Genomic DNA, 20,725 nt, shown 5'->3' with positions numbered 1-20,725 from the left:
GGCTCAGCAGACCCTCTCCAGCACCTCGTGGATGGCAACGTGCCTTGGCCGGTCTCCTGGCTGACGGGTCGTACCGCCCGGACTCCGCCTTCCCGGGCGCTCGCGCGCCCAGTGGCCGCCCGCAGGGGGCTGGAGCCGGACTTCCCGATCACAGTGGCGAGGGCCGCACCGGCATCACACCGGATTTCCCGAACACCAAGGCCTGGTGACCATATTGCGTACCCGGAAGGTTGACAACAGCGGGTCCCGGTCGCGCCCAGCGCGCGCGACCTCCCCGCACGCCGGGGTCAGGCGGCTCGGGCGGTTCAGACAGCTCGCGCGGCTTCCGCGGCGCGTGCGGCTTCCGCGGCTCGCGCCGCGCGGACCGTCTGCCGGGCCCGGCGCACGGCGAGGGCGAGTCCGACCGCGGCGAGCAGCACGGGGACCGCGAGGAGGACGGCCAGGTGCGCCGCCCAGTCGGGGTTGAGCCGCTCTGTCGTCCCGCTCGTGTACCGGCAGGTGGCCTGCGGCGGGAAGAAGCTGTACGTGAGCGTGCGCGGCGGGTTCGAGCCCCAGTCGGCGCCCGACGAGCAGACCGACGACGGGCCCGTGAACAGCCGCCAAGCCACGAGCGCGTAGTACGTCAGGAACGCCGAGCCGGTCACGAACAGCGCGGTCAGCGCGCGCCGCAGCCGCTCGGCCCGCGACCTCGGCACGACCGCCGCCCCGCCCCGAAGCAGCCCCGGCCCCCGGCCCGCCTTCGCCCCCGTGTCGAGGGGCGGCTCGAACCACTCCGCGACCAGGGCGAGCAGCACGCACCCCACGAACACCGCCATGGCCGCCCACAGCAGCACGGACAGCACCCCCGAACCGCCGACCGACGCGACCTCGCCGCCCGTGAACTCGCAGACGGTGGCCGGGGGATAGGCCGCGTACCGCGCGCGCTCGAACCGGCCCGGGCCCGTGATCATCCCGTGGGCGCACCGCTCGTCGAACTCCAGCATCCCGAACAGCGCCACGGCCGAGCCGAGCACGACCGCACCGAAGGCGATCCCGGCCCCGGCCCACACGGCGCCCGTCCGGAAACCGCCGTACGCGGGGGAGTTGGACATGCGCGCACCTTAACCGGCGGCCCCCGCGCGGAAGTTCGGTGCTGGGCGCGGTGGCCTCAGGGTTCGATCAGGCCCGAGCGGATCGCGTACCGGGTGAGTTCGAGGCGGTCGCGCAGGCCGAGTTTCTGCAGCAGGTTGGCGCGGTGCCGCTCGACCGTCTTCGGGCTGATGAAGAGCAGGTCGGCGATCTGCTGCGAGGTGTGGCCCTCGGCGACGAGTTTGAGGATCTCCTCCTCGCGGTCCGTGATCGTCCGCGTACGCGCCGGGAGGTCGGCGTCGCCGTCCGCGGCCCGGTCGAGGAAGTTCCGGATCAGCGCGTTCACGGCGCCCGGGTAGATGAACGGCTCGTCCCGCATCGCCGCCCGGCACGCCTCGACGAGGTCCCGGTCGGCGACGGACTTCAGGACGTACCCGCACGCCCCGGCGCGCAACGCCTCGAAGAAGTACTGCTCGTTGTCGTACATCGTCAGCATCAGGATGCGGGTCCGCGGCAGCAGCCGGGACAGTTCACGGGCCGCCTGCAGACCGGTGAGCCGGGGCATCGCGATGTCGAGGACCGCCAGGTCGGGGGCCTCCGCCCGGGCCAGCTCGACGGCCTCGGCGCCGTCCCCGGCCTCCGCGACGACCGTCAGATCGGGCTCGCTGTCCAGGATCAGCCGCACGCCCCGGCGTACGAGCGCGTGGTCGTCGGCGAGAAGGATGCGGGTGGGGCGGGGCGCGGCCGGGTGGTCCGTCGGGTCGGGCCGGGCGCCAGGGTCGGGCCGGGCGCCCGGGGCAGGCGGGCCCGTGGGCGCCGCCGAAGTGCCGGGGCCGGGCGGGCCCGTGGGGGCGGGTGGGGTGCCCGGGGTGCCCGGGGCTGGAGTCGGCAAGGTCACGTGCTCAGTTGCTCCTCTCACGCAGCGGCGCCCGAAGCCGTACCTCGGTGCCGCCGTCCGGGCCGGGGCCCACCGTCAGGTCCGCGCCGATCAGCAGCGCCCGCTCCCGCATGCCGCGGATACCGGCGCCCTCGGCCGCGCCGCCGATGCCGCGCCCGTCGTCCCGGACCGACAGGGTCAGCGTCCCGGCGCTCCCCGCCGTGCCGCGGCGCAGGCTGAGGCGGGCGTGCCGGGCGCCGGAGTGGCGGACGATGTTGGTCAGGCTCTCCTGCGCCACCCGGTACAGGACCAGTTCCTCGTCCGGGCCGAGCTGCGGCAGGTCGGCGTCGAGATCGTGGCGTACGGTCAGCCGGTCCGGGGTGCTGTTCTCGGCGGCCAGGGCACGCAGGGCGCTCGCCAGGCCCAGCTCCTCCAGTACGCCGGGGCGCAGCCGGCGGGCGATGCGGCGGATCTCGTCGAGGTTGCCGCGGGTGGTCTCCTGCACGTGGTGCAGCGCGGCGCGCAGCTCGAGCGGGGCGTGGTCGGCGGCGGTCTTGAGGCCGAGGAGAACCACGGTGAGGGACTGCCCGATCTCGTCGTGCAACTCCTGGGCGATGCGGCGGCGTTCGGCCTCCTGCGCGGAGAGGGCCAGTCCGCTGCTCGCGGCCCGCTCCGCCTCCAGCCGGTCCAGCATCGTGTTGAACGTCCTGATCAGACCGGCGACCTCCCCGTTGCCGGACACGGCCGGGCGGCTGCCGGGGCGCAGCAGGTCGGTGGTGCTCATCGCCCGCGTCAGGCGCTGCAGCGGGGCGAGGCCGACGCGCAGCAGCGCGGCGTTGGCGATCAGCATCACGACGAGCCCGGCGCACAGGATCAGCGCCTCGGTCAGCAGCACCGGCGTGGACACGGTGACCGGGCCGAGCAGCAGCAGCGCGGCGGCCACGAACAGCACCGAGGCGTTGAGCAGAAAGATCCGCCAGAACAGGGACACGGGTGCGGGGGCTCCTCGGGGTCGACGGTGGCCGTGCTTGCAGCCAGCCTCCGTGCCCCGCGGCCGGTCTGTCCATCGGGGCCGCCACCCATCTTGCCCGCCATGCCCGCCCCGACCTGCATGTTCGCCCCGCCCCGATATGGGTGCCGCCCCCGATGGCCCGACCCGGCCCCGCCCGCCGAGCCTGGAAAGACCACGGCCCCAGTCCCTGACGACCACGGTCCCTGGGCCCCTGCCCCTTACGCCCACCGATCCCGTACGCAGAGGAGTCCCCGATCCCGTACGCCGAGAAGCGCTCGATCCCGTACGCCGAGCAGCCCCCGATGCCGAACCGGTCGCCCAGGGAGGAGGAGCATGACGCGCTACGACGACGAGCGGCTCGGCGACATCGCGGCCCGACTCGCCCGCGACGACCCGGAGTTCGCGCGCGCCATCGGCAGCGGACGCCCCTGCCGGCCGCGCGAGTACCGGCACGGCCGCGCCTGGCTCGCGCTCACGCTGGCGCTGGCCTGCCTGGGCGTGGGGATCGCCGTGGGCCACGGGGTCGTCATCGGGGCGGGCCTGATCCTCGCGGGCGCGTCGGCCCCGCACTTCGACCCGCACCGCAGACGCCCGCCGGGCCCGCCGCCGACGGCGGACGACTGAGCGGGCGCGGCGGGCGTGACGGGCATGGTGGGCCTCGTGGGTCTCGTGGGTCTCGTGGGCCTCGTGGGCGTCACAGGCGTCACTGGAGTGCCCACGTCGAGGAGGTGACATGAGCCTGCAGTCGCTGTACCTCGGCCTGCTCGTCGGCGGAGGAGTGCTCCTCGCCAGCATCGCCGCCGCGCGGATGGCCGGCCGGCTCGGGCTGCCCAGCCTGCTGCTCTTCCTCGCCGTCGGCGTGATCGTCGGGGAGGGCGGTCTGGGGCTCGACTTCGACGACGCGCAGCTCGCGCAGGCGCTCGGCACGGCCGCGCTGGCCGTGATCCTCGTCGAGGGCGGCCTGAGCACCTCGTGGTCCGACGTACGGAGACTGCTCGCGCCCGCCGGAGTGCTGGCCACGGTCGGCGTCGCCCTGTCCGTCGCGGTGACGGCCGCCGGGGCGCACTTCCTGCTCGGCGTGGACTGGCATCTCGCGCTGCTGCTCGGCGCGATCGTCTCGTCCACGGACGCAGCCGCCGTGTTCGCCGTCCTCCGCGCGCTGCCGCTGCCGCGCAAGGTCACCGGGCTCCTGGAGGCCGAGTCCGGCTTCAACGACGCCCCGACGATCATCCTCGTCCTGGTCTTCAGCACGGCCGCCGGCGACCTGCCGAGCCCTGCGGCCGTCGGCGGGAACCTCCTCTACCAGCTGGCCGTCGGCGCCCTGATCGGCCTGCTCGTCGGCCGGGTCGGCGCCGCCGCGCTCCGGCACGTGGCGCTGCCCGCGACCGGCCTGTACCCGCTGGCCACCGTCGCCTTCGGCATCGTCGCGTTCGCCGCGGGCGGGGCGGCCGGGGCGAGCGGGATCATCGCCGCGTACCTGTGCGGACTCGTCCTCGGCAACGCCGGGCTGCCGCACCGGGCGGCGACCCGCTCCTTCGCGGAGGGCGCGGGCTGGCTCGCGCAGATCGGGCTGTTCGTGATGCTCGGCCTGCTCGTCGACCCGGCCGAACTGCCCGCCGCGATCCTCCCGGCGGTCGGGGTCGGACTGGTCCTGCTGCTCGTGGCCCGGCCGGTGTCGGTGGCGCTGTGCCTGCTGCCCTTCCGCACGCCGTGGCGCGAGCAGGCGTTCATCTCGTGGGCCGGGCTGCGCGGGGCGGTGCCGATCGTGCTCGCGACGTTCCCGGTCGTCTCGGGCGTCGAGGGCGCGCGGCACCTGCTGCACATCGTGTTCGTCCTCGTCGCGTTCTTCACCCTGGTCCAGGGCCCGACGCTGCCCGCCGTCGCCCGCCGCCTCGGCCTGACCCGCGCGGGCGCGCTGCACGACGTACGGGTGGAGACCGCGCCCCTCGACGTCCTGCACGCCGACTTGCTCACCGCGACCGTCCCGCCCGGCTCCCGGCTCGCGGGCGTCGCGATCTTCGAGCTGCGCCTCCCGCATCCGACCGCGGTCACCCTGATCGTCCGCGAGGGCAGCACCCTCGTCCCCACCCCGACGACGGTCCTCCGCACCGGAGACGAGCTCCTCCTCATCACCACCCCGGAGTCCGCGGCCCCCACGGAGAACCGCCTACGAGCAGTGAGCCGCCGCGGCCGCCTGGCCCACTGGCACGGGGAGAGAGGCGAAGACGGGCCGCAGGAGCGCGAGTTGAGGGCGACGACGGAAGGCCCGCGTCCGCAGTAGCGGTACGGGAGACCGCACTCGTCGAGCCCGCTGACGCGGCACGCCCCACCGCACCCACGCCGGACACCCACGACGGGCGAGGCCCCGCCACCCACCCCGCCGAACCCGACCGACCCCCGCCGGGCACGGAGCGAAACCACGGGCGGGCAGCCGGGGGCCCCGCTCGTCGGGCGGGCCCGCCCCGGCAAGTCGGCGAAGGGGCCGGGCCGCCCAGGCCGGGGAGCCGACGAGGAGAACGCGCGGCACCGGAGGCCGCCGAAACCCGCGCGAGGCGGGGTAGGTCATGCCCAGGGCTCAGGCCCGCTGACGGGCCCGTGCGCCCGTACCGCCGCCCCGCCCCACCGCGCCGGTCGGCGGGGAGACCGGCGCCGCACAGCCCGGGAAGCCGACGGCGAGAGCGCGCGGCTCCGGAGGTCGTAGAACCCGCGCCCGGCGGGGCGGCCATGCCCTGAGCCCCGCTCCTCGACGGCTCGGAGTGCCCCGCCTCGCCCCTGCCCGCCGCGCATCCTCGGTCATGCCCGTCCGCCCCCGGCCGGTCAGCGGAGGGGACCAGACCGCGTACCCCGCGAGCCGAATGACGAGAGTGCCTCTGCAGCCGCCGCCCCGCTCCGGCGGAGGCGCAATGCGTGTCGGGCGGGGGAGGGGACGCTGGGCCCCGGTGGGAGCAGTTCCGGCGTGACCGGGTATCAAGGAGCCATGGTCCCTTCCCCGTTCCGTGCGGCGCAGCGTCACCTCGGGTCCCGGTCCCTTCGTGCGGGGCGGTCCCTGCACGGGGTGTTGCGGCGGGCCGATCACTCCGTGTTCCGGCAGGTGGCCGCGCGGGCGTGGCCCGGGGCCGAGCCGGTGTTGCCGCGGCTCAGCCGGGCCGCGAACCACGGCATGCTGTGGGGCGGCGTCGCCGTCGGGATGTGGGCGCTGGGCGGGGCCAGGGGACGGCGGGCCGCCGTACGGGGCGCCGCCTCGCTCGCCCTCGCCTCGGCGACCGTGAACACCCTCGGCAAGGGCGCCGTACGCCGCTCCCGGCCGCTCCTGGACGCCGTACCCGTCATCCGGCATCTGCCGCACCAGCCCCTGACCAGCAGCTTCCCGTCCGGGCACGCCGCTTCCGCCGCCGCGTTCGCCGCCGGTGTCGCCCTGGAGTCGCGCGGCTGGGGCGCGGCGCTCGCGCCCGTCGCGTTCTCGGTCGCGTTCTCCCGTGTCTACACCGGCGTGCACTACCCGAGCGACGTCCTCGTCGGCGCCGCCCTCGGCGTGAGCGCCGCCTTCGCCGTGCGTGGTCTCGTCCCGTCCCGCGACCAGCTCCCGCCGCCCGCCCGCTGCCAGGTCGACGCCCCCGCCCTGCCGGACGGCGACGGACTGTACGTCGTCGTCAACCCCTCGTCCGGTGCGCAGCCCCAACTCGTCGACCCCGTGCGCCAGTTGAGGACCCTGCTGCCGCAGGCCGAGATCGTCCTGTACGACGACGAGGCCGGGCCGCTGCCGGAGGTCCTGCGGGCGGCGGCGCAGGACGCGGCCCGCAAGGGCGGCGTGCTCGGGGTGTGCGGCGGCGACGGCACCGTCAACGCGGCCGTCGAACCCGCGCTCGCCGCCGACGTCCCGCTGCTCGTCCTGCCCGGCGGCACCTTCAACCACTTCGCGTCCGACCTCGGCGTCGACACCGTCTCCGACGCCTGCGCCGCCGTCGCCGCCGGGCACGCCGTCCGTGTCGACGTCGGCCGGATCAGCCCCCTCACCGGCCCCGTCACGGCCGACGGCGCGGCCCGGCCCGTGTACTTCCTCAACACGTTCAGCCTCGGCGCGTACCCGGATCTCGTGCGCCACCGCGAGCACTGGTCGCCGCGGATCGGCGGACCGGCCGCCTCGGTGCTCGGTGTCGCGAAGATCCTGCGCACCGCCGAACCGATGCGGGCCGTCGTGAACGGGCGCCGCCGCGCCATGTGGCTGCTGTTCGCGGGCAACGGCGTCTACCGCAGCCTCGGTATCGCCCCGGTCCGCCGCCACGACCTCGCCGACGGCCTCCTCGACATCCGCATCGCCCACGGCGGCCGCCTGGCCCGCACCCGCCTGTTCGCCACGGCCCTGGGCGGAGGCCTGGCCAGGACCCGTACGTACGCGGCCGCGCACGTGCCGCGCCTGCTCGTGTCCGGCCTGGCCGAGGGCACGCGGATGGCGTACGACGGGGAGGTCGTCGACGCCCCGAGGGCCTTCCGCGTCGACAAACTCCCCGAGTCCCTGACGGTCTACCGGCCCCTCCCGGAACCCGCCGACCTGGACCACTGATCCGGGGCCGGCGGCCGCAGTCCGGCGCCGCGAACGCGCTCCGCCCGGTCCACCACCCCCGAAGGGGCGGCGGACCGGGCGGAGTCGGGGCCGGGAGCCGGAGCGGGTCAGGCCACCGGGGCCGGGTACGTCGGGTACTCGACGCCCGAGACGTGCTGGACGACGCGGATGACCTGGCAGGAGTAGCCGAACTCGTTGTCGTACCACAGGTAGAGGATCGCGTTGTCGCCGTCGACCTTGGTCGCGCCGGCGTCGACGATCGAGGCGTGGCGCGAGCCGATGAAGTCGTTGGAGACGGCCTCGGGGGAGTCCGTGAAGTCGATCTGGCGCTTCAGCGGCGAGTTGAGGGAGACGTCCCGCAGGTACTCCAGGACCTCGTCGCGGTCGGCCTCGCGGCCCAGGCGCAGGTTGAGGATCGCGATCGACACGTCCGGCACGGGCACGCGGATCGAGGAGCCGGTGATCGGCGCCTTCAGGTCCGGCAGCGCCTTCGCGACGGCCGAGGCGGCGCCGGTCTCCGTGATGACCATGTTGAGCGGCGCGGAACGGCCGCGGCGGTCGGCCTTGTGGTAGTTGTCCAGGAGGTTCTGGTCGTTCGTGAACGAGTGGACGGTCTCCACGTGGCCGCGCAGCACGCCGTACTCGTCGTCCATCGCCTTCAGCGGCGGCACGATCGCGTTGGTCGTGCAGGACGCGCAGGACAGGATCTGCTCGTCCGGCTTGATCATGTCGTGGTTGACGCCGTGCACGATGTTCGGGACGTCGCCCTTGCCGGGGGCCGTCAGGACGACCTTGTCGACGCCCGGGCGCAGGTGCTTGGACAGGCCTTCGCGGTCCCGCCACTTGCCCGTGTTGTCGATGAGGATGGCGTCCTTGATGCCGTACGCCGTGTAGTCCAGCTCGGACGGGTCGTTGGCGTAGATCACCTTGATCTCGTTGCCGTTCGCGACGATCGTGCTGTTCGCCTCGTCGACGGTGATCGTGCCCTGGAACTGGCCGTGGATGGAGTCGCGGCGCAGCAGCGAGGCGCGCTTCACGAGGTCCTGGTCACCGCCGCCGCGCACGACGATGGCGCGCAGCCGCAGGCCGTTGCCGGAGCCCGCCTTCTCGATGAGGAGCCGGGCGACGAGGCGGCCGATGCGGCCGAAGCCGTAGAGGACGACGTCCCGGCCCTCGCGGCGCTCGATCTTGTTGGCGCCCGTGGCGCCCGCGACGGCCTCCGCGGTGAACTCCTCGACCGACAGGCCGCGGTCGTCCGCGCGGTGCGCCTCGGCGAGCAGGCCGATGTCCACCTGCGAGGGGCCCAGGTCGAGCGTGGTGAGCGCCTGCAGGAACGGCAGCGTCTCGGTGACCGAGAGCTCCTCGCCGGCGATCTGGCGGGCGAAGCGGTGCGTCTTCAGGATGCTGACCACCGACTTGTTCACCAGGGAGCGGCTGTGCAGCAGGACGGTGACGTCCCGCTCGCGGTGCAGCTTCCCGATGATCGGGATCATCGACTCCGCGATCTCCTCGCGGTGCTTCCAGTTGGTGAACGAGTCCTCGTTGACAGTCACGTTTTTATCTTTCGAGCTAGGCGGTGCTCATATGCTAACCCTCCCGGTTCCGAGCACCGCCAGGGGCCTCCGCGGCCCTACTCGAAGAGCGTCGTCGGGCCCGCGCCCCGGCGTACGACCTCGGCCTCGCCGCCGGAGAAGTCGATCACCGTCGTCGGCTCCGTACCGCAGTCGCCGGAGTCGACGACCGCGTCCACGACGTGGTCCAGGCGCTCCTTGATCTCCCAGCCCTGGGTCAGCGGCTCGTCCTCGTCCGGCAGCAGCAGCGTGCTGGACAGCAGCGGCTCGCCCAGCTCGGCGAGCAGGGCCTGCGTGACGACGTGGTCGGGGATGCGCACGCCGACCGTCTTCTTCTTGGGGTGCATCAGCTGGCGCGGCACCTCCTTCGTCGCGGGCAGGATGAAGGTGTAGCTGCCGGGGGTCGCCGCCTTGATCGCGCGGAACACGTCGTTGTCGAAGTAGACGAACTGGCCGAGCTGCGCGAAGTTCTCGCAGACCAGGGTGAAGTGGTGGCGCTCGTCGAGATTGCGGATCGACCGGATCCGGTTGATGCCCTCGCGGTTGCCGAGCTGGCAGCCGAGCGCGTAGCAGGAGTCGGTCGGATAGGCGACGAGGGAGCCGGAACGGATGCCGTCGGCGACGTTGGTGATGATGCGCCGCTGCGGATTTTCGGGGTGCACGTCGAAGTACTTCGCCATTGGCCGAGCGTATGGGATCCCGCCCGCACAGGGGCCGTCACGCGCTGATCGCCCCCGCGCGGGGGACGTCACGCGACCCTCCCCGCAGCTGCCGGGCGGCCGTCACGCGCTGATCGCGCCCAGCAGGGTACGCGCGCACAGCTCCCTGACCTCGTCCCGGCTCAGGTCCGGCTCGTCCAGCCAGTCCAGGCAGACCGTCACCAGGAACGCCAGCCAGCCGCGCACCGCGAGCCGCAGCGCCGGGCCGTCCGCCGCGTCGGCCGGGCGGGACGCGGCGAGCGCACCGAGGATCTGCTCCTCCTGCGCGGCGAGGCTCGCCCGGTACACCTCGCGCACCGTCGGATCGCCCGCCGCCTCCGCGCGGTGGAAGGCGCGAAAGCCCTCCGCGTGCTGCTCGACGTACGACAGGAACAGGTCGATGCCCGCGTCGATCTGCTCGCGCAGCGGGCGCCCCGGCACGGCCGCGGTCAGCCGCAGCATGCGCTCGCTCTCGTGCCGTACGACGGCCGCGAAGAACTCCCGCTTCGTCGGGAAGTAGTGGTAGAGGAGGCCGCGCGAGACCCCCGCGATCTCGGCGACCTGCTCTATCCACACGTCGTCGTACGGGCTGCGCGCGAACAGCCGCGAGCCGACCGAGAGCAGTTGCGCGCGGCGTTCCTCGGTGCTCAGCCGGCGGCGGGCCGGGCGTGCGGTGCCTGAGCTGCGGTTCGCTGCCATGCCAAGGACCGTACAGGGCGCGTCCGCGCGCCCGGCGGGACGTTCGCGGACCTTCGGCAGGCGTACGTCCTTGACGTGGATTCGACGGCGCGACCACACTGGCAGCGTCTATTGAACCGAGATGCAATAGCGCAATCGGCGGGCGCGGCAGGGGAGTTGGGGCGAGATGGCACAGATCACCGAGGCGGCGCACGACGAGGGCGCCGCACTGCCCAAGGGCTTCCGCAGCGCCCAGCAGGGCTGGCCCGAACTGCACCGCATCCCGCACCCGCCCCGCCGCGTCCCGCTCGTCGGCGACGTGCTCGGCGCGAACGTGCGCAAACCCGTGCAGGACTCCATGCGGTTCGCCCGCGCGCTCGGCCCGATCTTCCGGCGCAAGGCCTTCGGCAAGGAGATCGTCTTCGTCGGCGGCGCCGAGCTCGCCGCGGACATGGCGGACGAGACGAGGTTCGCCAAGCACGTCGGGCTCGGCGTCGCCAACCTGCGCCCGGTCGCCGGGGACGGGCTGTTCACCGCGTACAACCACGAGCCCAACTGGCAACTCGCGCACGACATCCTCGCCCCCGGGTTCAGCCGCGACGCCATGGCCGGATACCACCGGCTCATGCTCGACGTGGCCGGACAGCTCACCGAGCGCTGGGACGCACACGAACGCGCCGGGCGGACGGTGGACGTGCCCGGCGACATGACGAAGCTGACCCTGGAGACCATCGCGCGCACCGGGTTCGGGTACGACTTCGGATCCTTCGAGCGGGAGCGGCCGCACCCCTTCGTCACGGCGATGGTCGGCACCCTCGCCTTCGCGCAGCGCCGCAACGTCGTGCCCGGACCGCTCGCCCCGCTCCTGCTGCGCGAGGCGACCCGGCGCAACGACGCGGACATGGCGTACCTCAACCGCACCGTCGACGAGGTCGTCGCCGCGCGCCGAGCCGAGGGCGGCAGCGGTGAACTGCGCGATCTGCTCGACCGGATGCTGGAAGTCAGCCACCCGGAGACCGGCGAGCGGCTCACCGCCGAGAACATCCGGCGCCAGGTCATCACGTTCCTAGTCGCCGGACACGAGACCACCTCCGGGGCGCTCTCCTTCGCCCTCCACTACCTCGCCCGCCACCCCGAGGTCCTCGCCCGCGCACAGGCCGAGGTGGACCGGGTGTGGGCGGGCAAGGACGAGCCCGCGTACGAGGACGTGGCGAAGCTGCGCTATCTGCGCCGGGTCCTCGACGAGTCGCTGCGTCTGTGGCCGACCGCGCCCGCCTTCGCCCGTGAGGCCCGGCAGGACACGGTGCTCGGCGGCGAGCATCCGATGCGGCGCGGGGCGTGGGCGCTCGTCCTCACGATGACCGTGCACCGCGACCCGGCGGCGTGGGGCGAGGACGCGGAGCGCTTCGACCCGGACCGCTTCGAACCGTCGGCGGTACGGGGACGGCCCGCGCATGTCTTCAAGCCGTTCGGCACCGGGGCGCGGGCGTGCATCGGGCGGCAGTTCGCTCTGCACGAGGCGACGTTGGTGCTGGGGTTGTTGTTGCGCAGGTACGACCTGCGGGCCGAGGAGGGGTATCGGTTGCGGGTCGCGGAGCGGTTGACGTTGATGCCGGAGGGGTTGAGGCTGCACGTCGGGCGCCGTTGACCTGGGGCTCCGCCCCCGGGCCCCCTCTTTCCGGTTGTCGCCCGTCCGCGGCTTTCGTCGTGGCCGCTCGCGCAGTTCCCCGCGCCCCCTGGGCCGGGGCTTCGCCGCCGGTTCCCCGTTCGTTGTCCGGTTGCCGGGCCGTCGTGGCTGGGTGCGCAGTTCCCCGCGCCCCTCACGGGGCACGTCCCGGCCCCTCTTGGCCCGCTGCCCGGCTTTCTCGCCGTCGTGGCCGCTCGCGCAGTTCCCCGCGCCCCTGGGCCGGGGCTTCGCCGCCGGCTCCCCGCTCGTTGTCCGGTTGCTGCGCCGTCGTGGTTGCTCGCGCAGTTCCCCGCGCCTCTGACGGGCACCCCCCTGCCCGCAAAATCAGCCTCTCCGGCGTTTGAGGAGCGGGGGTTCGGGGGCGGAGCCCTCGAAGTGCCGCAGGCTTTCGGGAAGGGGTGGGGTGGGGGACAAAGGGAGCCCGTCCGGCGATTGAGGACGAGCCCGCAGGCGATGGCCCGCACCCCCTCCCGCCCGCACGGATAGGCCACCGCACCCGCATGATCAAGAGCCCCCCGGAGAGGGCAAGGTCACAGCCGTGGGGCCTGCTACTGACGAGTGAACGTGCCCTAACATCCGAGCCATGACGGTCCTGCCTGACGACGGGCTTTCGCTGGCCGCCGAGTTCCCTGATGCGACCCACGAGCAGTGGCAGACCCTGGTGTCGGGCGTACTGCGCAAGTCGGGCAAGGAATTCTCGGGCACGGCGGCCGAAGACGCCCTCTCCACCGCACTCGAGGACGGGCTCAGCACCCGCCCCCTCTACACGTCCCACGACCCCGCGCCGCACACCGGCCACCCCGGCTTCGCCCCGTTCGTCCGGGGCGGCAGGCCGCACCGCGGCACCGCCGGCGGCTGGGACGTACGGCAGCGGCACGCCGACCCCGACCCGGCGCGCGCCAACGAGGCGCTCCTCGCCGACCTGGAGAACGGCGCCACCTCGGTCTGGCTCACCGGCGTCCCCGCCTCCGGCCTCGCCCGCGCCCTCGACGGCGTCTACCTCGACCTGGCCCCGGTAGCCCTCGACGCGGGCGCCGAATACGCCGACGCCGCCGCCGAGTTGCTGCGGCTGTACGCCGAGCGCGGCGTGACCGGCGAGCAGGCGGCCGGCACCCTCGGCGCCGACCCGCTCGGCCACGAGGCCCGTACCGGCGTCGAGTCGGACGCCGCGCCCGCCGCCGAGCTGGCCGCCCGCTGCGCCCGCGACTACCCCGGCGTCCGCGCCCTCGCCGTCGACGCCCTGCCGTACCACGAGGCCGGGGCCTCCGCCGCGGAGGAGCTGGCCTGCTCCCTCGCCACCGGGCTCGCCTACCTGCGGCAGCTCACCGCCGCCGGGCTGGACCTCGGACAGGCCCTGGGCCAGCTGGAGTTCAGGTACGCCGCGACCGCCGACCAGTTCCTCACCATCGCCAAGCTGCGCGCCGCCCGCCGCCTCTGGGCCCGGGTCGCCGAGGTCTGCGGCGCGCCCGCCGACGGTGCGCAGCGGCAGCACGCCGTGACCTCGTCGGTGATGATGACCCGCCGCGACCCGTGGGTGAACATGCTGCGCACCACGGTGGCCACGCTCGCCGCAGGCGTCGGCGGCGCGGACTCCGTGACCGTACTGCCCTTCGACGAGGCGCTCGGTCTGCCCGACGCGTTCGCCCGCCGCATCGCCCGCAACACCTCCACCATCCTCCTGGAGGAGTCGCACCTCGGGCAGGTCGTCGACCCGGCCGGCGGCTCCTGGTACGTGGAGCGGCTCACCGACGAACTCGCCCACGCCGCCTGGGAGTTCTTCCAGGAGATCGAGCGCGAGGGCGGCCAGGCGTCCGCCCTGCGCAACGGTTTCGTACGCGACCGCCTGGCCGCCACCTGGGCCGCGCGCAGCGCGAAGCTCGCCACCCGCCGCGAACCCGTCACCGGCGTCAGCGAGTTCCCGCACCTCGCCGAGAAGCCCGTCGTCCGCGAGCCCGCCCCCGCCCCGCGCACCGGCGGCCTGCCGCGGGTGCGCCGCGACGAGCAGTACGAGGCGCTGCGCGCCCGCTCCGACGCGCACCTCGACGCGACCGGCGCCCGCCCCAAGGTGTTCATCGCCGCCCTCGGCCCGGCCGCCGCCCACACCGCGCGCGCCACGTTCGCCGCGAACCTCTTCCAGGCGGGCGGCATCGAGCCCGTCCACGACCCGGTCACCGTCGACGCGGACACGGTCGCCGAGGCGTTCAAGGCCAGCGGCGCGGGCGTGGCCTGCATCTGCTCCAGCGACGCGCTGTACGAGGAGCAGGCCGAGGCCGTCGCCCAGGCGCTCCGACTGGCGGGCGCCCAGCGGGTGTTCCTCGCCGGGAAGCCCGCCGAGCGCACCGGTGTCGACGCCCATGTGCACGTCGGCTGCGACGCGGTCGCCGTCCTCAGCTCCACCCTCGACCGGATGGGAGTGGCGTGATGCCGAACCAGATTCCCGACTTCTCCGTGATCGGCCTCGGCACCGGCGCCCCCGCGGGCTCCGACGAGGAGTGGCGGGCCGCCGTCAAGGAGTCCACCGGCAAGTCGGTCGACGACCTGACGTGGGAGACCCCCGAGGGCATCGCCGTCCAACCCCTCTACACGGGGCGGGACTTGGAGGGCATCGACTTCCTCGGCACGTACCCGGGCGTGGCCCCGTACCTGCGCGGCCCGTACCCCACGATGTACGTCAACCAGCCCTGGACGATCCGGCAGTACGCCGGTTTCTCCACGGCCGAGGAGTCCAACGCCTTCTACCGGCGCAATCTCGCCGCCGGGCAGAAGGGCCTCTCCGTCGCCTTCGACCTGCCGACGCACCGCGGGTACGACAGCGACCACCCGCGGGTGACCGGTGACGTCGGCATGGCCGGTGTCGCCATCGACTCCATCTACGACATGCGGCAGCTCTTCGACGGCATCCCGCTGGACAGGATGACCGTGTCGATGACGATGAACGGCGCCGTGCTGCCCGTACTGGCGCTGTACATCGTGGCGGCGGAGGAACAGGGCGTACCGCCCGAGAAGTTGGCCGGGACCATCCAGAACGACATCCTCAAGGAGTTCATGGTCCGCAACACCTACATCTATCCGCCGAAGCCGTCGATGCGGATCATCTCCGACATCTTCGCGTACACCTCGCAGCGGATGCCGCGCTACAACTCCATCTCCATCTCCGGCTACCACATCCAGGAGGCGGGTGCGACGGCCGACCTGGAGCTGGCGTACACCCTCGCCGACGGCGTGGAGTACCTGCGCGCCGGGCAGGAAGCGGGCCTGGACGTGGACGCGTTCGCGCCGCGGCTGAGCTTCTTCTGGGCGATCGGCATGAACTTCTTCATGGAGGTCGCCAAGCTGCGCGCCGCCCGCCTGCTGTGGGCGAAGCTGGTCAAGCAGTTCGAGCCGAAGAACGCCAAGTCCCTCTCCCTGCGCACCCATTCGCAGACCTCCGGCTGGTCGCTCACCGCGCAGGACGTGTTCAACAACGTGACCCGTACGTGCGTCGAGGCGATGGCCGCCACCCAGGGCCACACCCAGTCGCTGCACACCAACGCCCTGGACGAGGCGCTCGCCCTGCCCACCGACTTCTCGGCGCGCATCGCCCGCAACACCCAGCTCCTCATCCAGCAGGAGTCCGGCACGACCCGCACCATCGACCCGTGGGGCGGCAGCGCGTACGTCGAGAAGCTCACGTACGACCTCGCGCGCCGCGCCTGGCAGCACATCCAGGAGGTCGAGGAGGCGGGCGGCATGGCCAAGGCCATCGACGCCGGCATTCCCAAGCTGCGCATCGAGGAGGCCGCGGCCCGCACGCAGGCCCGTATCGACTCCGGCCGGCAGCCGGTGATCGGCGTGAACAAGTACCGCGTCGAGAACGACGAGCAGATCGAGGTCCTCAAGGTCGACAACTCCTCGGTCCGCGCCCAGCAGATCGAGAAGCTGCGCCGCCTCAGGGAAGAGCGCGACGAGCAGGCCTGCCAGGACGCGCTCGCCGCGCTCACCCGGGCGGCCTCCGGCGAGGGCAACCTCCTGGAGCTGGCCGTCGACGCGGCCCGCGCCAAGGCCACCGTCGGTGAGATCTCGGACGCACTGGAGAAGGTGTACGGGCGGCACGCGGGCCAGATCCGTACGATCTCCGGCGTGTACCGCAACGAAGCAGGCCAGTCGCCGTCCGTGGAGCGCACCCGCGCCCTCGTCGTCGCCTTCGAGGAGGCCGAGGGGCGCCGCCCGCGCATCCTCGTCGCCAAGATGGGGCAGGACGGGCACGACCGCGGCCAGAAGGTCATCGCGTCCGCCTTCGCCGACCTCGGCTTCGACGTCGACGTCGGCCCGCTGTTCCAGACCCCGGCCGAGGTGGCGCGGCAGGCCGTCGAGGCGGACGCGCACATCGTCGGCGTCTCCTCCCTCGCGGCCGGGCACCTCACGCTCGTACCGGCGCTGCGGGAGGAACTGGCCGCCGAGGGACGCGAGGACATCATGATCGTCGTCGGCGGCGTGATCCCGCCGCAGGACGTGCCCACGCTCCTCGACATGGGCGCGACCGCGGTCTTCCCGCCCGGCACGGTCATCCCCGACGCGGCGTACGACCTGGTGGAGCAGCTCGGCGAGCAGCTCGGCCACGAGTCCGCCGGGCGTTGATCCGATGCCGAAACCGATCGACATCGACGGGTACGTGCAGGGTGTCCTCGACGGGAAGCGTGCGCACATCGCGCGCGCCATCACCCTCGTCGAGTCCACCCGGCCCGACCACCGCGCCCACGCCCAGGAGTTGCTGACGCGGCTGCTTCCGCACTCCGGGCGGGCCCGGCGGGTCGGCATCAGCGGAGTGCCGGGGGTCGGCAAGTCGACGTTCATCGACGCGCTCGGCACGATGCTCACCTCGCTCGGACACCGGGTCGCGGTCCTCGCCGTCGACCCCTCCTCGACGCGCACGGGCGGCTCCATCCTCGGCGACAAGACCCGGATGGAACGGCTCTCCGTCGACCCGAACGCGTTCGTCCGGCCCTCGCCAAGTGCGGGCACGCTGGGGGGAGTCGCCAAGGCGACGCGCGAGTCGATGGTGGTCATGGAGGCCGCCGGATACGACGTGATCCTCGTGGAGACGGTCGGCGTCGGGCAGTCCGAGACGGCCGTCGCGAACATGGTCGACTCGTTCCTGCTGCTCACCCTTGCCCGTACGGGGGACCAACTGCAGGGCATCAAGAAAGGCGTCCTCGAACTGGCCGACGTGCTCGCGGTCAACAAGGCCGACGGCCCGCACGAACGCGACGCCCGCGCGGCGGCGCGTGAACTCGCGGGCGCGCTGCGCCTGATGCACCCGGCCGACGCGGCCTGGACCCCGCCCGTCCTCAGCTGCAGCGCCCGCGAATCCACCGGGCTCGACACGGTCTGGGAACGCCTGGAGCAGCACCGCTCGCTGCTCGACTCGACCGGCCGCCTCACGGCCAAGCGGCGCGACCAGCAGGTCGACTGGACCTGGACCATGGTCCACGAGGAACTCCTCCAGCGCCTGCACGCCCACCCGAAGGTGACGGACCTCGTGCCGGGGCTCGAACGCAGGGTCAGGGAAGGCGAGTTGACGGCGACGCTGGCGGCGGAGGAAATCCTGCGGGCTTTCCGGGGCTGAGCGCTCCCTCCGGGGGGGCGGCGTTCTTCGTCTGCGGCCCCGTCGTGGCTGGTCGCGCAGTTCCCCGCGCCCCTGGGGAACCGGGGCCGTCGTTCGTCTGCGGCGCCGTCGTGGCTGGTCGCGCAGTTCCCCGCGCCCCTGAGGACGGGGCTGCGCCCCTGCCCTCCTCGGGCCCGTCGTGGCTGGTCGCGCAGTTCCCCGCGCCCCTGAGGAACCGAGGCCGTCGTTCGTCTGCCGCGCCGCCGTGGCTGGTTGCGTAGTTCCCCGTGCCCCGGGAGCGTTCGCAGGACTTTCGGGAAGGGGCGGGGTGGGGGAAACAAAAAGGGAACCAAGAACGATCACCGCACGTCACACCTGCGCCGTATCGTCGCCCTGCGGCGGACCGCGCTGACCACGTGGGCCGCCGGGACGCGACACAACCCCCCACAGCACCCCCCACAGGAGCTACAAGTGTTCGGCGCCACACCCCCCACAGGCATACCCGAAAACACCCCGAACTCGACCGTGTCGTACGGGAGTTGCCCGTACCGCGGGGGACAGGCCGTCCACGCCCGCGTCGACGCATGAGGCCCGCCCGGCGGCGTGGGCGCCGTAACCGGCCGGTGTTCATCGAGCGTGCGGGGCGCCGCAGACGAGTGCTGCGGCAGCTCGCCGCGCTCCTCGGCTGCGCCTGCGCCGGCTACCTGCTGTTCCTCGTCGTCCTCGTCGACGCCGTACGGCAGCCCGCGGGCACCGCACCACCGCGCATGGACGTACCCCTGCAGACCACCAACGCCCGCCACGACACCACCGTCCCCGACGAGCAGACCCGGCCGAGCAGGCCCCCCACGCCCGTACCGACGTCGACCACCACCGCGCCCGCCCCGCCGCGGGACGGCCGGTGAGCCCCCGGCACGCGCTGCGCCGTACCCCGCGAGGGCACTGGATCCTGCTGTTCCTCGTGCTGCCCGTGGTCACCATCAGCCTGCTCTTCGAGGGCTGGACCACGCACGAGGTCGACGCCGCGCGTTCCAAGGCGCCCTGCACCCGCCCCGTCCCGGCCGCCGCCGACGACGGCGAACCGGTGCTGCGCATCACCGGCGACCGGATCGAGACCGCGGGCATGCCGCCGCGCACCGCCGCGCTCACCTTCAACGGCGGCCCCGACCCGTACTGGACGCCCCGCCTGCTCGACCTGCTGCGCGAGCACGACGCGCACGCCACGTTCTTCCTGTACGGGGCCCGCGCCACCCGGCACCCGGCCCTGGTCCGGCGGATCAGGGCCGAGGGCCACGAGATCGGCTCGTACACCTACACCGGCGGCGACCTCGGCACCGCGTCCGCGCTGCGCGCCCGCATGGAGCTGGCGCTCACGCAGACCGCCCTCGCCGGTACGGCAGGGGTCAACACCCGCCTCCTCCGGCTGCCGCACACCACCGCCCCCGACACCCTCTGCGGCGCCGAGTGGAGGGCCGCCCAACGGGCAGCCGCCCAGGGCTACTTGCTGGTCGCCGCCGACCACAAGTCCCGCCGCCCGTCCGAGGGTGTGGTGCGGCAGTACAGCCACACCGACCTCGGCTACCGCGAGGCCCGCGCCCTGCTGAGCAACCCCCGCGTGGACAAGTTCACGACCCTCACCGCGGGACTCGGCCGGCCCACGCTCACCACCCCCGTCGCCGTCACCGAACGCCTCAAGGGCGAGGGCCTGTTGTGGGCGCAGACCCTCGGGCACGCCTTCACCCGCGCCATGGCCTGGGTGCTCGGTGTCGCGGGCGCCCTCGGCGTGCTGCGGCTGCTGCTGCTCGCGGTGTTCGCCCGCGCCCATGTGCGCCGCGTCGACCGGCTGCGGCCCGGCGCACCCCGGCTGCGCGAAGTGCTCGACCCGGTCACGGTCCTTGTGCCCGCGCACAACGAGGAGGCCGGCATCGGCGCCACCGTGCGCTCCCTGCTCGGCTCGTACTACCCGCGGCTGGAGATCGTCGTGATCGACGACGGCTCCACCGACCGCACCGCCGAGATCGTCGCGGCCGTCGACGACCCGCGCGTCCGCCTCGTACGCCAGGCCAACGGCGGCAAACCCCGCGCCCTCAACACCGGCCTGGGGCACGCCCGGCACGACATCGTGGTGATGGTCGACGCGGACACCGTCTTCGAACCCGACGCGCTGTACCGCCTCGTCCAGCCCCTCGCCCATCCGGCCGTGGGCGCGGTCTCCGGCAACACGAAGGTCGGCAACCGCCGCTCCCTGCTCGGCCGTTGGCAGCATCTGGAGTACGTGATCGGCTTCAACCTGGACCGCCGCATGTTCGAGGTCCTGGAGTGCATGCCGACCGTGCCCGGCGCCATCGGCGCGTTCCGCCGCGACGCCCTGATGGGTGTGGGCGGCGTCAGCGAGGACACCCTCGCCGAGGACACCGACCTCACGATGTCCCTGTGGCGGGCCGGCTGGCGCGTGGTGTACGAGGAGTCGGCGATCGCCTGGACCGAAGTGCCCAGCACCATCGGCCAGTTGTGGCGCCAGCGCTACCGCTGGTGCTACGGCACCCTGCAGTCGATGTGGAAGCACCGCAGATCCCTCCTGGAGATGGGCCCGGCGGGCCGGTTCGGCCGCCGCGGTCTCACCTACCTGACCCTGTTCCAGGTGGTGCTTCCGCTGTTCGCCCCGGTCGTCGACGTGTTCGCGCTGTACGGCCTGTTCTTCCGCGACCCCACCGAGGCGGTCCTGGTGTGGCTCGGCTTCCTCGTCGTCCAGCTGATCACGGCCGGGTACGCGCTGCGGCTCGACGGGGAGCGGCTGCGCGAACTCTGGGCGCTGCCCCTGCAGTTGTTCGTCTACCGGCAACTGCTCTACCTCGTCGTCATCCAGTCCGTGATCACCGCCCTGCTCGGCACCCGGCTGAAGTGGCACCGCATGCTCCGCACCGGCACCGGCGACCAGCACCTCCTGGAGGAGAGCGGTCACGGGCGGCCGCTGCCCACCCCGCGATGA

15 protein-coding genes and 1 riboswitch are annotated in these 20,725 nt (G+C 73.4%); of the genes, 9 read left to right on the top strand and 6 right to left on the bottom strand.

Annotated elements, in window-relative coordinates:
- Positions 1-28: 28 nt before the first annotated feature.
- A riboswitch (cobalamin riboswitch) is annotated at positions 29-229 on the bottom strand.
- A gap of 76 nt (positions 230-305) precedes the next feature.
- From ACIDOF_RS27985 to ACIDOF_RS27975, 3 genes are all read right to left on the bottom strand, one after another.
- Positions 306-1,091: a hypothetical protein gene (locus ACIDOF_RS27985; RefSeq protein ID WP_409008896.1), complete on the bottom strand. Its 786-nt coding sequence runs from the start codon at positions 1,089-1,091 to the stop codon at positions 306-308.
- Positions 1,092-1,147: 56 nt separating this feature from the next.
- Positions 1,148-1,792 (bottom strand): response regulator, encoded by a 645-nt coding sequence (locus ACIDOF_RS27980; protein WP_409008943.1) that lies wholly within the window; start codon positions 1,790-1,792, stop codon positions 1,148-1,150.
- Between the two features lie 178 nt (positions 1,793-1,970).
- Positions 1,971-2,936 carry a HAMP domain-containing sensor histidine kinase gene (locus ACIDOF_RS27975; protein WP_409008895.1) on the bottom strand — a complete coding sequence of 322 codons (966 nt, stop codon included), beginning with the start codon at positions 2,934-2,936 and terminating at the stop codon, positions 1,971-1,973.
- A 354-nt stretch (positions 2,937-3,290) separates the two neighbouring features.
- Here ACIDOF_RS27975 and ACIDOF_RS27970 point away from each other — a divergent pair, with 354 nt between their 5' ends.
- The 3 genes from ACIDOF_RS27970 (at position 3,291) to ACIDOF_RS27960 (ending at position 7,518) form a co-directional block, all read left to right on the top strand.
- Positions 3,291-3,581, top strand: a complete 291-nt coding sequence (locus ACIDOF_RS27970) for a DUF3040 domain-containing protein (protein WP_409008894.1) — start codon at positions 3,291-3,293, stop codon at positions 3,579-3,581.
- A gap of 109 nt (positions 3,582-3,690) precedes the next feature.
- Entirely contained in the window at positions 3,691-5,238 is a 1,548-nt protein-coding gene (locus ACIDOF_RS27965) for a potassium/proton antiporter (RefSeq protein ID WP_409008893.1), read from the top strand.
- Between the two features lie 696 nt (positions 5,239-5,934).
- Positions 5,935-7,518, top strand: coding sequence for a bifunctional phosphatase PAP2/diacylglycerol kinase family protein (locus ACIDOF_RS27960; RefSeq protein ID WP_409008892.1), 1,584 nt, complete (start codon positions 5,935-5,937; stop codon positions 7,516-7,518).
- A 107-nt stretch (positions 7,519-7,625) separates the two neighbouring features.
- Here ACIDOF_RS27960 and ACIDOF_RS27955 read toward each other — a convergent pair whose 3' ends face one another.
- The 3 genes from ACIDOF_RS27955 to ACIDOF_RS27945 all read right to left on the bottom strand — a co-directional run bounded on the left by ACIDOF_RS27955 (position 7,626) and on the right by ACIDOF_RS27945 (position 10,486).
- Positions 7,626-9,071, bottom strand: a complete 1,446-nt coding sequence (locus tag ACIDOF_RS27955; RefSeq protein WP_409008891.1) for a glyceraldehyde-3-phosphate dehydrogenase — start codon at positions 9,069-9,071, stop codon at positions 7,626-7,628.
- 77 nt (positions 9,072-9,148) lie between these two features.
- Positions 9,149-9,769 (bottom strand): L-threonylcarbamoyladenylate synthase, encoded by a 621-nt coding sequence (locus ACIDOF_RS27950; protein WP_409008890.1) that lies wholly within the window; start codon positions 9,767-9,769, stop codon positions 9,149-9,151.
- Positions 9,770-9,871: 102 nt separating this feature from the next.
- Positions 9,872-10,486 carry a TetR/AcrR family transcriptional regulator gene (locus ACIDOF_RS27945; RefSeq protein ID WP_409008889.1) on the bottom strand — a complete coding sequence of 205 codons (615 nt, stop codon included), beginning with the start codon at positions 10,484-10,486 and terminating at the stop codon, positions 9,872-9,874.
- A gap of 166 nt (positions 10,487-10,652) precedes the next feature.
- On the opposite strand from ACIDOF_RS27945, the gene ACIDOF_RS27940 reads away from it, so the two are divergent.
- From ACIDOF_RS27940 to ACIDOF_RS27915, 6 genes are all read left to right on the top strand, one after another.
- Entirely contained in the window at positions 10,653-12,113 is a 1,461-nt protein-coding gene (locus ACIDOF_RS27940) for a cytochrome P450 (RefSeq protein ID WP_409008888.1), read from the top strand.
- Positions 12,114-12,735: 622 nt separating this feature from the next.
- Positions 12,736-14,574: a methylmalonyl-CoA mutase family protein gene (locus tag ACIDOF_RS27935; RefSeq protein WP_409008887.1), complete on the top strand. Its 1,839-nt coding sequence runs from the start codon at positions 12,736-12,738 to the stop codon at positions 14,572-14,574.
- Positions 14,574-16,769, top strand: coding sequence for a methylmalonyl-CoA mutase (scpA, locus tag ACIDOF_RS27930; protein WP_409008886.1), 2,196 nt, complete (start codon positions 14,574-14,576; stop codon positions 16,767-16,769). The genes ACIDOF_RS27935 and scpA overlap by 1 nt, the downstream gene beginning before the upstream one ends.
- Positions 16,770-16,773: 4 nt before the next feature.
- Entirely contained in the window at positions 16,774-17,757 is a 984-nt protein-coding gene (gene meaB / locus ACIDOF_RS27925) for a methylmalonyl Co-A mutase-associated GTPase MeaB (RefSeq protein ID WP_409008885.1), read from the top strand.
- 602 nt (positions 17,758-18,359) lie between these two features.
- On the top strand, positions 18,360-18,641 hold the full coding sequence (locus ACIDOF_RS27920) for a hypothetical protein (RefSeq protein ID WP_409008884.1): 282 nt from the start codon (positions 18,360-18,362) through the stop codon (positions 18,639-18,641).
- Complete coding sequence (locus tag ACIDOF_RS27915; protein ID WP_409008883.1) at positions 18,638-20,725, top strand: glycosyltransferase; 2,088 nt, start codon at positions 18,638-18,640, stop codon at positions 20,723-20,725. Before ACIDOF_RS27920 ends, ACIDOF_RS27915 begins: the two co-directional genes overlap by 4 nt.

This window comes from Streptomyces sp. Da 82-17 (assembly GCF_046098215.1).
Taxonomy (GTDB): Bacteria; Actinomycetota; Actinomycetes; order Streptomycetales; family Streptomycetaceae; genus Streptomyces.
This window is presented reverse-complemented; position numbering and strand designations above follow the sequence as displayed.

What these genes read in the sequence shown, in the direction of transcription:
- ACIDOF_RS27985 (WP_409008896.1), bottom strand. Translation starts at nt 1,091, where the DNA reads ATGTCCAACTCCCCCGCGTACGGCGGTTTCCGGACGGGCGCCGTGTGG.
- ACIDOF_RS27970 (WP_409008894.1), top strand. Translation starts at nt 3,291, where the DNA reads ATGACGCGCTACGACGACGAGCGGCTCGGCGACATCGCGGCCCGACTC.
- ACIDOF_RS27965 (WP_409008893.1), top strand. Translation starts at nt 3,691, where the DNA reads ATGAGCCTGCAGTCGCTGTACCTCGGCCTGCTCGTCGGCGGAGGAGTG.
- ACIDOF_RS27960 (WP_409008892.1), top strand. Translation starts at nt 5,935, where the DNA reads ATGGTCCCTTCCCCGTTCCGTGCGGCGCAGCGTCACCTCGGGTCCCGG.
- ACIDOF_RS27950 (WP_409008890.1), bottom strand. Translation starts at nt 9,769, where the DNA reads ATGGCGAAGTACTTCGACGTGCACCCCGAAAATCCGCAGCGGCGCATC.
- ACIDOF_RS27945 (WP_409008889.1), bottom strand. Translation starts at nt 10,486, where the DNA reads ATGGCAGCGAACCGCAGCTCAGGCACCGCACGCCCGGCCCGCCGCCGG.
- ACIDOF_RS27940 (WP_409008888.1), top strand. Translation starts at nt 10,653, where the DNA reads ATGGCACAGATCACCGAGGCGGCGCACGACGAGGGCGCCGCACTGCCC.
- ACIDOF_RS27935 (WP_409008887.1), top strand. Translation starts at nt 12,736, where the DNA reads ATGACGGTCCTGCCTGACGACGGGCTTTCGCTGGCCGCCGAGTTCCCT.
- scpA (WP_409008886.1), top strand. Translation starts at nt 14,574, where the DNA reads ATGCCGAACCAGATTCCCGACTTCTCCGTGATCGGCCTCGGCACCGGC.
- meaB (WP_409008885.1), top strand. Translation starts at nt 16,774, where the DNA reads ATGCCGAAACCGATCGACATCGACGGGTACGTGCAGGGTGTCCTCGAC.